The organism is Sinimarinibacterium arenosum (assembly GCF_005047655.1).
Taxonomy (GTDB): domain Bacteria; phylum Pseudomonadota; class Gammaproteobacteria; order Nevskiales; family Nevskiaceae; genus Solimonas.
In genome coordinates, this window is the sequence record NZ_SUKF01000004.1 from 226,478 (window position 1) to 238,675 (window position 12,198).

12 protein-coding genes and 2 tRNA genes are annotated in these 12,198 nt (G+C 61.6%); 10 read left to right on the forward strand and 4 right to left on the reverse strand.

The genetic code is table 11. The features are described 5' to 3' along the window. Positions 1-49: 49 nt before the first annotated feature. From E4T66_RS10045 to E4T66_RS10055, 3 genes are all read right to left on the reverse strand, one after another. Positions 50-126, reverse strand: a tRNA-Asp gene (locus E4T66_RS10045). 9 nt (positions 127-135) lie between these two features. Further along, positions 136-211: transfer RNA gene (locus E4T66_RS10050), tRNA-Val, on the reverse strand. Positions 212-270: 59 nt separating this feature from the next. Continuing rightward, complete coding sequence (locus E4T66_RS10055; RefSeq protein WP_136848894.1) at positions 271-543, reverse strand: HU family DNA-binding protein; 273 nt, start codon at positions 541-543, stop codon at positions 271-273. A gap of 572 nt (positions 544-1,115) precedes the next feature. Between E4T66_RS10055 and E4T66_RS10060 the strand changes: the two genes are divergently transcribed. From E4T66_RS10060 to E4T66_RS10105, 10 genes are all read left to right on the forward strand, one after another. Then, a complete protein-coding gene (locus tag E4T66_RS10060) occupies positions 1,116-1,652 on the forward strand; it encodes a hypothetical protein (RefSeq protein ID WP_136848895.1) in 537 nt (178 codons plus the stop codon). Further along, positions 1,649-3,460 (forward strand): tetratricopeptide repeat protein, encoded by a 1,812-nt coding sequence (locus E4T66_RS10065; RefSeq protein WP_136848896.1) that lies wholly within the window; start codon positions 1,649-1,651, stop codon positions 3,458-3,460. The genes E4T66_RS10060 and E4T66_RS10065 overlap by 4 nt, the downstream gene beginning before the upstream one ends. Further along, positions 3,450-6,275 carry a tetratricopeptide repeat protein gene (locus E4T66_RS10070; protein ID WP_136848897.1) on the forward strand — a complete coding sequence of 942 codons (2,826 nt, stop codon included), beginning with the start codon at positions 3,450-3,452 and terminating at the stop codon, positions 6,273-6,275. Before E4T66_RS10065 ends, E4T66_RS10070 begins: the two co-directional genes overlap by 11 nt. Further along, entirely contained in the window at positions 6,259-6,951 is a 693-nt protein-coding gene (locus E4T66_RS10075; protein WP_211242850.1) for a tetratricopeptide repeat protein, read from the forward strand. The genes E4T66_RS10070 and E4T66_RS10075 overlap by 17 nt, the downstream gene beginning before the upstream one ends. Further along, the gene (locus tag E4T66_RS10080) at positions 6,951-7,292 is read left to right on the forward strand and encodes a hypothetical protein (protein ID WP_211242851.1); all 342 of its coding nucleotides are present in this window, start codon (positions 6,951-6,953) and stop codon (positions 7,290-7,292) included. The genes E4T66_RS10075 and E4T66_RS10080 overlap by 1 nt, the downstream gene beginning before the upstream one ends. A 56-nt stretch (positions 7,293-7,348) precedes the next feature. Continuing rightward, positions 7,349-7,981, forward strand: a complete 633-nt coding sequence (locus E4T66_RS10085) for a MotA/TolQ/ExbB proton channel family protein (protein WP_136848900.1) — start codon at positions 7,349-7,351, stop codon at positions 7,979-7,981. A gap of 2 nt (positions 7,982-7,983) precedes the next feature. After that, positions 7,984-8,481: an ExbD/TolR family protein gene (locus tag E4T66_RS10090; RefSeq protein WP_136848901.1), complete on the forward strand. Its 498-nt coding sequence runs from the start codon at positions 7,984-7,986 to the stop codon at positions 8,479-8,481. Then, positions 8,478-8,993 (forward strand): ExbD/TolR family protein, encoded by a 516-nt coding sequence (locus tag E4T66_RS10095; protein WP_248679611.1) that lies wholly within the window; start codon positions 8,478-8,480, stop codon positions 8,991-8,993. Before E4T66_RS10090 ends, E4T66_RS10095 begins: the two co-directional genes overlap by 4 nt. After that, positions 8,990-9,979: an AgmX/PglI C-terminal domain-containing protein gene (locus E4T66_RS10100; protein ID WP_136848902.1), complete on the forward strand. Its 990-nt coding sequence runs from the start codon at positions 8,990-8,992 to the stop codon at positions 9,977-9,979. The genes E4T66_RS10095 and E4T66_RS10100 overlap by 4 nt, the downstream gene beginning before the upstream one ends. A 147-nt stretch (positions 9,980-10,126) precedes the next feature. Continuing rightward, entirely contained in the window at positions 10,127-10,912 is a 786-nt protein-coding gene (locus tag E4T66_RS10105; protein ID WP_136848903.1) for an enoyl-ACP reductase FabI, read from the forward strand. 16 nt (positions 10,913-10,928) lie between these two features. Here E4T66_RS10105 and E4T66_RS10110 read toward each other — a convergent pair whose 3' ends face one another. After that, positions 10,929-12,191, reverse strand: coding sequence for a dicarboxylate/amino acid:cation symporter (locus E4T66_RS10110; protein ID WP_136848904.1), 1,263 nt, complete (start codon positions 12,189-12,191; stop codon positions 10,929-10,931). Positions 12,192-12,198: the final 7 nt, after the last annotated feature.

The window sequence follows — 12,198 nt, forward strand, 5'->3', positions numbered from 1 at the left end:
AACTTTTCGACAAAAAAGGACGCCGTGAGGCGTCCATTTTCAATTTTCGTGGCGGAGCGGACGGGACTCGAACCCGCGACCCCCGGCGTGACAGGCCGGTATTCTAACCAACTGAACTACCGCTCCGCGAAAACTTGGTGGGTGCTGACGGGCTCGAACCGCCGACATTCGCCTTGTAAGGGCGACGCTCTACCAGCTGAGCTAAGCACCCGAATTAAGCGTGTGATGGCAGCCGATGCCCTCAACAACTCCGGGAACCAGCAAAGACGGCTACTTTATCATGTCCTTGAGCGCCTTGCCAGGCTTAAATGCAGGCGTTTTGCTCGCCTTGATCTTGATGGTGTCACCGGTCTTCGGGTTACGGCCCTGACGTGCAGCGCGCTCGCGCACGAGGAACGTACCAAAACCGACGAGCGAAACCTTGTCCTTCTTCTTGAGCGCCTTACCCACGACTTCAAACAGCGCATCGACTGCACGACCCGCATCTGCCTTGGAGATGTCGGCCTTGTCGGCAATCGCATTGATCAAATCAGTCTTATTCATCTTAAAGCGTCCCCTCACGAATATTGGTGGCGGATTGCCGATAGCGGCCCTGCTTCGGCATGCCCCACATCCAGTCCAATAAGCAATAGCGTCCTGACTCCTGCTCGTCGACGGACGCAATATCGGGTGGCCTGTGGGTTGCGGCGCTTTATAACAAGCGGGTTTTCGAGCGTCAACAAATGTCGCTTCCAAACGCTCATTACAAAAAAATCAATAGCAATCTTGAGGCGTACCCCCGATTGACAAGCACCTCGAAAGGTGGTCCCGAATCGCGGCACGACCACATGCTGCAGTCTCATTAAACTCGGCGGTATGATCACTGTCGAATGCAGATGACGGACGGCGATGAGGAGTGAAAGCTGCGTATGCTGCACGCCATCCGACCAGATTGGCGAAGCCTGTGTCAGCATTTGCTGACGCCGGGCGACATTCTTCCACCGTTTGTCGAACAGCCTCCACCGAAAGTCTTTCCAGGTCAGCCGGCACAGCCGTTTTGCTACACTCGCCGCACTTCACCACGCGATCCTTACAACAGCATGCTTCCAAGTCGTGGCTTCCTCGCCCGTGGGTTAATGTTCTCCGCGCTAGTGATCTTTTCTCTGTCGGCGTCCGCCGCTCAACCGGATCTGACTGAGCGTGCACTGCGCCTGGACCAGAACATCCAAGCGCTCAAGGACGAGATCATTGAATTCAACCGCGAGGCTCAGGCGGTTGAAAACGAAACCCTGGTTCCCGACCATCTGCGACTCTCGGTCTATCTGAGCGTCGGTGTCGGGGGCCTGCTGCTGACCGAAGCGGCCATTACCGTGGACGACAAGGCGCCGGAAATCTATCGCTACGACGAAACCGATGCACGCGCCCTACTCGACGACGCAGCGGTCCAGCGCGTGCTGATCACAACGGTCATGCCCGGCCCTCATCGCATTCGCATGACGGTTAACGGCAATTTTGCCAACGCCAAACCCGGGGACGCGCCGATTACGCAGTCCTATGAAGCGATCTTTGACAAGGACGATCAGGAAGCCGAGCTCGAGTTTCGGCTGACGCGCAGCAGCCGCTTCGGCGGCGATCTGAAGTTGACCATGAAGCAGTGGAAGGTGAAGCCATGATGCGCCGTGCTCTGGTCTCGCTGCTGCTCGCCGCACCGACACTGGCCTTTGCCGCGGACGTCTATGTTCCCGGTTCGCCCGAGGATCCTCATGTGCGCGAGGCGCAGTACCTGCTGCGCGATCATCGCACCCTCAGTGCCGCCATTGAACTGCGCCTGAGCGACAAGAAAAACGATGCCTTGCGTATGCCGGAGGCCTATCAGTGGCGTCTGGCCGAGAGCTATCTTGCGTTCGGCCTGAGAGACCGTGCAGAAGAGATCTATCGCAGTCTTGCGGGTTCCAGCAGCGACAAGGATCGCATCGCGTCGGCGCAACTGGATGTGGCCGAGTTCGACTACCAGCGCGGGTATCTGGCTGAAGCGCGCGCGACACTCTATAAGATGCGTGAAGTGCTGCCTGAATCGGCCGTCGTTCGCTGGCAGGATCTGCTGGCGCGCGTGCTGCTTGCCGAGAGCCGCTACGGCGAAGCCGCCGACGTCCTGACCGAACTCAACAACGCCGGCAATCAGTCGTCGTACACACGATTCAATCTTGGCGTCGCGCTGGTCAACGACGGTCGCACCGCGCAGGGCCAGACCGTCCTCGACCGTGTCGGCCGTCTGGTGCCGGACGACCTTGAAGATCTGGCGCTGCGCGATCGGGCCAATACCAGTCTCGGCTGGCACTTCCTGCAAAACCAGCAGGGCGGCACCGCCAAGCCGATCTTTTCGCGGGTACGGGTCGAAGGTCCGTTTTCGAATCGCGCGCTACTGGGACTGGGTTGGGCCGAACTCGCACCGCAGGGCGACCGTGTGGTCAAAGCCGAGGTCGGCGACGATAAGCCCGATGCGGATCCGTTCACGACGTTTTCGACACTGGGCGTGCTGGTACGACCGGGCTTTCTCGAAGACGATATCTTCAAGCGCGCAGGGTTACGCGCGTTCAGCCTTAAGAAAGCCAGCCGCGAGGAAACCGACGCGCTCCAGCGCGCACTGGTACCGTGGGTCGAGCTAATCTCGCGTGATCCGATGGATACCGCGGTGCAGGAAGCGTGGCTGGCCATTCCATTCACGCTGGACCGGCTGGGCGCGTACACGCAGGCGCTGCAGTACTACGAAAAAGCAGTTGGCGTCCTTGAAAACGCACACGACCGAATGGATAAGGCGCTTGAATCGATCAAGCGCGGACGCATGGTCGAAACCATCGTTCGGCGCGAAATTGATTCAGAGGCCGGTCGCGACTGGAAACTGCGCGATTTGCCGGACGCTCCGGAGACCTATTTCCTGCAGTCCTTGCTGGCTGAACATCGGTTCCAGGAAGCGCTGAAGAACTATCGAGATGTGCGCATGATGTCGCGCAATCTCGAAGCCTGGCAGCAGCGTCTGGCGACGGTGGAGCGCTCGGCATCGAATACAGATCGAGCGGACATGCGCGTGGACCAGGTCATTGAACGCCAGCGCGCGCAGTGGAAAGCACCGTGGGCCGGTCTGAAAATCCAGCTGCATGGCGATGAAAAGCTCTCCGTTCCCGGTGCGACAACACCTGCTGCGCCGAGTCAGCCCGCCGTGACTTCGCAGCTTCAGCTCTCCGGCGTCCCGGCACGCTTCAACGGCGTACGTGAACAGACCTCCACCCTGCACGCCCGTATCGGCGGTCTGCGCGAGCAACTGGCACAGGCCGGAGCCGAACAGGCGCGCCTGCTGCAGGACATGTCGGTCGCGGAGCTGGAGGGACAGCAACGTCAGATCGAACGCTACCTGGTCGAAGCCCGCTTCGCGCTGGCCCGCCTCTACGACCGTCAGATCAAGGGCGAACTCGATGCGCAGTAATTACTCCCGCACTCTGTTGCTGGTGCTGTCGGCGACGTTGAGCGTCGGCTGCACGCCTAAAGTCGTGCGCGAGTCGGCGCCGTCGATCAAGAAATCGATCGGCAGCCTTGATGCCCCAGACGCTCAAGTTCTGCCCATCATCCGCTCGGAGCCCGTCGCTGCCGACCCGCAGCGGGCCGCGGACAACTATCGCAAGCTGCTCGAGCTGGCTCCGGACGAAGAGACACGCGCCGAGGCCCAACGCCGTCTGGCCGATCTGCAGGTGCAGATGGAAGACGCGCGCGGCAACACCGTCGAGTCCGAAGCGACGCTGCAGGAGTCGATCAAGCTCTATAACCAGCTGCTCTACGCGCACCCGGACGATCCGGAAAACGATCGCATCTTCTATCAGATGGCGCGTGCGCAACAGAACATGGGCGACACCGAAGCTGCGATCGACACGCTCAAGCGCATGACCGATCGTCACCCCAATTCCAAGCTCGCGGGCGATGCCCATTTCCGTCGCGCCGAACTGCTGTTCGCGCTATTGCGATACGCAGAGGCCGAGACTGAATACAAGATTGTCATGGATTTCGGCGACGCCACGCAGTTCTTCGACGCCGCACAGTACAAGTACGGTTGGTCGCAGTACAAACAATCAAAGTACGAAGAAGCCATTGCAACATTCTTCGATGTACTCGAGCGCGAGCTGCCGGCCGGCGAAGCCTTCGACGTCGAAACCGCACTGGGCGGTGTCGCCAAGGAAAAGACTGACCTCGTCCGCGATTCCCTGCGCGTCATCACCCTGTCACTGGCGACGCTGGGCGGCGGCCCGGCGCTGAACGGTTATCTCGCCGAACACGGCGATCCCCGCTTCTATCCGATGATCTACGCCGCACTCGGCGAGTCACTGATGGACAAGACGCGCTACAGCGACGCCGCGAAGACCTATGCCGCCTTCATCGAGCGCTATCCCAAGTCGCAGCACGCACCGGCGTTTCAGTCGCGTGTAATCGCAGTCTACGAGGACGGCGGGTTCCGTGACCTCGTGATTCAGGAGAAGGAACGCTACGCCACCACGTACGATCCGGCCGCATCTTATTGGGGCGGACAGCCGGCAACGCCAGAGGTCATGACAGCGCTGCGCACGCATATCGAGGATCTGGCCAAGCATCATCACGCGCTGGCGCAGCAGAACCCGTCAGCCAATACGGCCGAATTCCTGGTCGCGGCACGTTGGTATCAGCGCATCATCGATCTGTATCCGCAGGATCCGAAGCTGGCGGAAATCAATTTCCTGCTGGCGGATGCACTGCTGGACGGCGGCAAGACGCTCGAAGCCGCGCAGCAGTACGACAAGACCGCGTATACCTACCCTCAGTTTGCCCGTGCCGGCGACGCCGCGTACGCGTCGGTGCTGGCCTATCAGAAGCACGCCAAGGCAGTCAGCGCGGAAGAGCGTCCGGCAGCGCTGCGTGAGGCCATCGATGCGAGCATCAAGCTCGCCGACACCTTTGATCAGCACCCGCAGAAATATCCGGTTCTGACTCAGGCGAGCGAAGATCTGTTCGAGCTGAAGGACTACACCGCTGCCGTTACCGTTGCCGGCCGCGTACTGGAGGCACCGGTCCCGGTCGATGCCAAGCTGCGACGCGTAGCCTGGAGCGTTGTCGGCGACTCACACTTCGCCGAATCACAGTTTGCCGCGGCTGAAAAAGCCTACAGCGAGGAGCTGAAGCTGACCCCGCAGCAGACCAAGGACTACGCCGACGTTGTCGAGCAACTTGCGGCGTCGATCTACAAGCAGGGCGAAGTGGCCCGCGACGCCGGGGATCTGCAGAACGCCGCGTTCCACTTCCTGCGCGTCGGCGAAATCACGCCGACCTCGAAGATCCGTGCGACTGCGCAGTACGACGGCGCGGCAGCACTGCTGGCACTGGAGAACTGGTCGGAAGCGACCCGAGTGCTTGAGGAGTTCCGCAAGCTATTCCCCGGCCACGAGCTCGAAGCTGACGTCGACAAGAAGCTGGCCGTCGCCTATCAGAAGGACGGCAAGCCTGCCCAGTCGGCACAGGCCTATGCGCGCATCGCACGCCGCGCCAGCGAGTCGGCGGACACCCGCCGCGAAGCCGGCTGGCTGTCAGCGACCCTGTACGAGGAAGCCGGCGCCAAGGTTGAGACCGCACAGGCCTACGAGTACTACGTCACCAACTTCCCGCGCCCGCTGGACCGCGCCATCGACGCCCGTGCGAAGCTGGTCGAGTACGCCCGCACGACCGGCGACCGCACCCAGCTGACTCGCTGGATGCAGGAGCTGGTGCGCGCCGATGAGACCGCCGGGGCCGAACGCTCGCAGCGATCGAAGTCGCTGGCGGCGCAGTCCAGTCTGGACCTCGGTCGCATGGCGGCTGCGGACGCACGCGCGATTCCGCTGACGTTGCCGATCGAAAACAGTCTGCCGCGCAAGAAACAGGCGATGGAGCAGGCCATCAGCTGGCTGGGCAAGGCAGCCGGATACGGCTTTGCCGAATCCACCACCGCTGCAACCTACGAGCTCGGATCGGTCTACGCCGATTTCGGCAAGTCCCTGATGAAGTCGCAGCGCCCCGCCAACCTCGACGCACTTGAGCTGGAGCAGTACGAATTGCTGCTGGAGGAGCAGGCGTATCCGTTTGAGGAGCAGGCCATCGAGGCCCATGAAGCCAACCTCAAGCGTATCGCTGGCGGCACCTATGACGACTGGATCGCGAAGAGCGCCGAAGCCCTCGCCGCGATGGCGCCGGCACGCTACGGCAAACTCGAACAGGGTGAGGACCGCTATGACAGCCTCCACTGAGCGCACTGCCATGATGAATATCCACACCACCGCCCCGCTCCCGCCTGCCCTGAAGATCGCAGCAGCACTGCTGGCGCTGACACTCGGCGCCTGCAGCAGCATGTCCGGCCCCAAGCTGCCGGAGCGCCCGCAGCCGTCCGCCGAAACCGGCGAGGTCGACAAGGGCGATCCGCAGGCGCGCTTCACTGAAGCCATGGGCCTTTGGCAACAAAATCAGAATGCTGAAGCCGAAACGGCGTTTGATTCGTTGTCGCGGGACTTTCCCGATTTTGCCGGCCCTTGGACCAATCTCGGCATCCTCTACGCCAAGTCGAACCGGCGCGAACAGGCCATCGCCGCGCTGTCCAAGGCTGCGACTTTGAACCCGAACAATAAAGTCGCGTTCAATTGGCTCGGCATCCTGTATCGGGAGTCCGGCGATCTGAACCGGGCACAGCTGGCCTATGAAAAAGCGCTGGCGATCGATCCGAACTATGCGCTGGCGCATTACAATCTCGGCGTGCTGCTGGATGCCCACCTGAAACGCCCGCTGGACGCTGTTGCGCACTATCGCGCCTACCAGTCGCTGCACGGCACGGACGATCTGCGGGTCATGGCCTGGATCGCCGCCATTGACGCCGCCTCGACACCGCCGGCTCCAGCGCCCGCACCGCCCAAGCCGGAGCAGACCCCATGATGGCTCGCACCTTAATTCTCGCCTGCCTGCTGGCAATGGCTTCCAGCGCCAACGCCCAGGACGAAATGCCGTCCATCGGATCGCCCGCGCCGGCAACCGCAAGCAAGGCAGCCGATGCAGCCGGAACCACCATCATTGGCGAACGAGAGTCCCCGATCGGGCTCTACATCACGCCATGGCGCGAATCGCGCCCGGAACAGGACATGGATCGCCCGGCACGCTTACTGCAAGAGAAGCTCGTCCCCATCGACGAGGTCGTGTTTGTCCGCCAGATCGAGTACTACAACGCATTGAGTCACGCGCTCGACGAAAAGGGCGTCGTGACACCGCAGGAACGCTGAAAGCCTTACCATCCGCACCCCTACAATCCCCAGCTTAGAAAACCGAGGGCACACCCATGGAGTTTTTTGCCACCGTCATTCGCTTCTTCCAGAGCGGCGGCGCATTCATGTATCCGATTCTGCTGGTCATGATTATCGGACTGGCGATCGCCGCTGAACGTGCGCTGTACCTGCGTCGCGCCAACGCCGAAAACCGCTTGCTGTGGTCGGAGCTGCTGCCCCTGCTGAATCAGGGCAAGCGCGAAGCCGCCGAGCAGCTCGCCACAAATTCTGAAACCGCCATCGGCCGCGTGCTGGGCTTCGGTCTGGCGCGTGCACGCGCCAACGCTGCACGCAGCGAAATCGAGATGGCGATGGAAGAAAGCATCATGGAAGTGACGCCGCTGCTGGAGCGCCGCACGCACTACCTCGCCACGTTCGCCAACATCGCGACGCTGCTGGGCCTGCTCGGCACCATCATCGGCCTGATCGCCGGCTTCAACGCCGTTGCCAACGTCAACCCGGCGGAAAAGGCCAATCTGTTGTCGTCATCAATCTCGGTCGCGATGAACACCACCGCATTCGGCCTGATCGTCGCCATCCCGCTGCTGCTGGCCCACGCCTGGCTGCAGTCGAAAGCCAATGATCTGGTCGACAGCGTCGAAATGGCTGCGATCAAGTTCCTCAACAGCCTCGGCCTGAAAGACTAATCATGTTTGCACGCATGCGCCGTGCGCGCCGCCAGGACGTGGCGGAGTTGAACATCACGGCCTTTTTGAACCTGATGGTGGTTCTGGTGCCGTTCCTGCTGATCACGGCCGTGTTCACGCAGCTGACGATCAAGGAACTGAATCTGCCAGACAGTTCGCAGACACCGCCGCCGCAGGACAACGTCAAGCAGGGATTGACGGTGCTGATCCGCGCCAGTGGGCTGACCTTGACCAAGGACGGCAACAACGTAGACAGCTGGCCCAAGGACGAGCGCGGGTACACCTACGCCGGCCTGACCAGTCGTCTGGCGGAAATCAAGAACGCCAACCCGGCTGAGGATCGCATCACGCTGCTGCTCGAACCGGGCATCAGCTATGACACGTTGATCCAGGTGATGGACGCGGTGCATTACCTGCCCGCCGCACGTGAGGGCGTGCTGGTGGACATGTTCCCGCAGATCTCCGTCGGCGACGCGCCGGCGCAGGAGGCCGCACCGTGATTCGCGCCCATACTCTGCGCACTCAACGCCTGGAGCGACGACGCAAGCGCAACGCCAAACATGGAACGTTGAGCCTGACGTCGCTGATGGACATCTTCACGATTCTGGTGTTCTTCCTGCTGGTGAATTCGTCGCAGGTTGAAGTCCTGCCGAGTCCGCGTTCGCTTGAACTGCCCGCTTCGGTCGCCACTGACGGTCCGCGCGAAGCCGTGCTGCTGATGGTGAGCAAGGAAGACGTTCTGGTGAATGGTGAATTGATCATGTCAGTCACCGACGCCGCCAATACCACCGGCAATGTGCTGGGTCCGTTGAAATCCCGCCTGCTGCAGGAAGGTCTGCTGCCGGTTGTCGGCGCCGAATCCGGCGCGGTTTCCCGCGGTGAGATCAACATCATGGCGGACAAGGACATTCCGTATCAGTTGATCAAGAAGATCATGGCCACCTGCAGCGAGGCGCGCTTCGCCAAGATTTCACTGGCTGTCGCCCACCACGAAGCCGGAGGTGACTCATGAGCGCGCATGCGATTCAGTGGCAAACCTGGACGCTGGCCGAAGAAGCGGATCGCAGATTCCGCAAATTCTGCCTGATCGTCGGCATTCCACTGCTGATCCTCAGCGCCATCGTGCCGTTTCTCGAACTGGTCGGCCTGACCAAGGGTGGCGGCACCCTGACCGGCTCCCGCTATGTGGAATTGCTGCCTGAGCAGCCAGCCCCCATCGCCGAAAAGGTCGAGGAACCCAAACCAGCCGAAAAGTCGGAACCCGAACCGGAAGAACAGAAGGCAGCGCCCGAACCGAAACCAGTTCCGAAGCCGCCGCAGCCCAAGCCCGTCGTACAGCCCGAGGTGCAGCAACAGCGCACCGTCGAGCGCGCACGCGAAACGGCCGCAAAGTCCGGTGTCATGGCGTTTGCCAACCAGTTGCAGGCGCTGCATACCGGCGTTGCCGCGATCGAGCGCAGCGATCAGCCGCTCAGCGCGATGAGCAGCGACGGTGGCGCTTCGGCGACCGCGGATTCCAGCGCGTTCGAACAGGCGGCTGCCAGCGCGTCCAGCGGCATCGGCAATCCCAATGCCACCGGCAGCACGCGCCGCACCCAGGCCGGCACCGGACTGGGCGAGCGACGGACCACGCAAGTCGAAAGCCCGGTGGGCTTCGGCAAGGACCGGAGTCGTCCCGGTCAGGGCGGCGACAAGCTGATTGCCGGACGTACGCTGGAAGAAATCCAGCTGACTTTCGACCGCAACAAGGGCGCGTTCTACGCGATCTTCAACCGTGCGATGCGTCAGAACCCGAACCTGGGCGCAGGCAAGATCGTCGTCAGCATCACGATCGCCCCCGATGGCAGCGTCACTGCGTGCAAGCTGATCTCCAGCTCGTTCAACGATGCTGAGCTGGAACGGAAAATCGTGCAGCGCGTGCAACTGCTCAATTTCGGAGCGAAGAGCGTTCCGCCGTTTACGTATCCGAACTATCCGATCAACTTCCTGCCGTCCTGATCCACTGCGGGCGGTTTCTACCGCCCGCAGTTTTTTACGCAATTGAATTGATGGACACTGGCGCCCAATTAGCCACTTGTTCTTGAAAGCCGCGGCCGGACCCGTGAAACTCCGTGACCTCTTACACGGATTCAGGAAGTCGTAGCCATGGGATTCCTCGCAGGCAAGAAAGCACTCATTACCGGCGTCGCCAGCGACCGCTCGATCGCGACCGGTATTGCCGAAGCCTTCCATCGCGAAGGCGCCGAGCTCGCATTCACCTATCAGGGCGAACGCCTGAAGAGCCGCGTCGAAGAATTCGCCGCCAGCTGCGGCTCCAAGCTTGTCCTGCCGCTGGACGTCACCGAGGACGCGCAGATCGCCGAAGTCATGGCCGAAGTCGAAAAGGCCTGGGGCGGTTTTGACGTGCTGATCCATTCGATCGGCTTCGCCCCGCGCGAACAGCTCGCCGGCAAGTATCTCGACGCCGTCACGCGCGAAGGTTTCCGAATTGCCCACGATATCTCGTCGTACTCGTTCGCGGCGCTCGGCAAAGCCTCATTGCCGCTGATGAAGGGCCGCAATGCCTCGATGCTGACCCTGACCTATCTTGGTGCGGTGCGCGCCATTCCGATGTACAACGTCATGGGTCCGGCCAAGGCATCGCTGGAAGCCAATGTCCGCTTCATGGCGGCTGAGCTGGGCGAAGACAATATTCGCGTCAATGGCATCTCGGCCGGACCGATCAAGACCCTGGCAGCCGCGGGCATCGCCGGCTTCCGCGGCATGCTGTCAAAGGCCGAGGCGGCGTCGCCGCTGAAGCGCAATGTCACGATTGAAGAAGTTGGCAATGCGGCGGCGTTCCTCAGCTCCGACCTCGCATCGGGCATCACCGGTGAGATTCTGTACGTCGACGCCGGCTACAACATCATGGGCATGGCCGCCGGCGCCTGAGCCAGGACATCACGCTTCATAACGTCTGCAACGGCGCGCCACCGACGCCATCATCCGACTCCTCGTGTTCGAGGTGGGCGATGATGACGGCGCCGGTGGCGTCGCCAAAGACGTTGACCGCGGTGCGGCACATATCGAGGATGCGATCGACGGCGAGGATCATGCCGACACCCTCCAGCGGCAGGCCCACCGAGGTCAGGATGACGCTGATTGCGACCAGACTGGCCGACGGGATTCCGGCCACTCCCACCGAAGTCAGCAGCGCCAGTACCACCACCACGAACTGGTTGAACAGACTCAGGTGCAAGCCGTAGGCCTGCGCGATGAACAACGCGGCAGCACATTCATACAGTGCCGTACCGTTCATGTTGACCGTCGCACCCAGCGGCAGCACGAATCCGGACACGCGATCAGTCACCCCCGCTTTTTTTACGCACCCGAACGTCACCGGCAACGTCGCGGCCGACGAGCTGGTCGAGAACGCAGTCAGCAGCGCCGGTGTCATCAACTGCAGATGACGCCAGGGTGATAGCCCGAACAGCCTGACCAACAGGGGCAGCACCAGGAACGCCTGCACCATTAGCGCCGACAGCACGCAGACAAAGAACAACAGCAGTGGCTCCAGCGCGGCCCATCCGGTCTGCGCAACAGTGCGCGCCACCAGCGCAAAAACGCCAATCGGTGCGAACAGCATCACCCAGTTGGTGATGTTGATCATGACCTCGTAGACCCCCGCCCAGAAACTGCGCTGAGTGCGCAGCAGATCGGTGGCCATGCGGGACGCAAAATAGCCAAACAGCAGGCTGAAAAAGATCAGCCCCAGCATTTCGTTTTCAACCGCAGCCTTGAGCAGGTTCGGTGGCACCATGCGCAGAATCACGTCGATCAGATCGCCGCCACCTCGGTTCTGCACCTTTTCCAGCACCATTGAGGTGTCCGCAGACAGGCCCAGCCGGTCACCTGCCGGCGTGCCATCAATCACGCCCGGCTGCACCAGATTGATCACCACCAATCCGATCAGAATCGAACCCAGCGTTGTTGCGGCAAAGTAAAGCGCCGTCTTCCAGCCGATCCGCCCCAGTTCACCAGGGCTCTCGATGCCCAGAATCGCGTGGATCATTGCCGCAAAAATCAGCGGAACAATCAGCATCCTCAACGCATTCAGAAACAGCGTGCCGAGAAAGGTTGTCGTCTCGATGAACCAGGGCTCGGCGCCGATCAGGGTGCCGGCCGCTATCGCCGCGATCAACGCCAGCGCAATCTGCCAATGAAGCTTCATGGTCGTT

What these genes read in the sequence shown, in the direction of transcription:
- E4T66_RS10055 (WP_136848894.1), bottom strand. Translation starts at nt 543, where the DNA reads ATGAATAAGACTGATTTGATCAATGCGATTGCCGACAAGGCCGACATC.
- E4T66_RS10060 (WP_136848895.1), top strand. Translation starts at nt 1,116, where the DNA reads ATGTTCTCCGCGCTAGTGATCTTTTCTCTGTCGGCGTCCGCCGCTCAA.
- E4T66_RS10065 (WP_136848896.1), top strand. Translation starts at nt 1,649, where the DNA reads ATGATGCGCCGTGCTCTGGTCTCGCTGCTGCTCGCCGCACCGACACTG.
- E4T66_RS10070 (WP_136848897.1), top strand. Translation starts at nt 3,450, where the DNA reads ATGCGCAGTAATTACTCCCGCACTCTGTTGCTGGTGCTGTCGGCGACG.
- E4T66_RS10075 (WP_211242850.1), top strand. Translation starts at nt 6,259, where the DNA reads ATGACAGCCTCCACTGAGCGCACTGCCATGATGAATATCCACACCACC.
- E4T66_RS10080 (WP_211242851.1), top strand. Translation starts at nt 6,951, where the DNA reads ATGGCTCGCACCTTAATTCTCGCCTGCCTGCTGGCAATGGCTTCCAGC.
- E4T66_RS10085 (WP_136848900.1), top strand. Translation starts at nt 7,349, where the DNA reads ATGGAGTTTTTTGCCACCGTCATTCGCTTCTTCCAGAGCGGCGGCGCA.
- E4T66_RS10090 (WP_136848901.1), top strand. Translation starts at nt 7,984, where the DNA reads ATGTTTGCACGCATGCGCCGTGCGCGCCGCCAGGACGTGGCGGAGTTG.
- E4T66_RS10100 (WP_136848902.1), top strand. Translation starts at nt 8,990, where the DNA reads ATGAGCGCGCATGCGATTCAGTGGCAAACCTGGACGCTGGCCGAAGAA.
- E4T66_RS10105 (WP_136848903.1), top strand. Translation starts at nt 10,127, where the DNA reads ATGGGATTCCTCGCAGGCAAGAAAGCACTCATTACCGGCGTCGCCAGC.
- E4T66_RS10110 (WP_136848904.1), bottom strand. Translation starts at nt 12,191, where the DNA reads ATGAAGCTTCATTGGCAGATTGCGCTGGCGTTGATCGCGGCGATAGCG.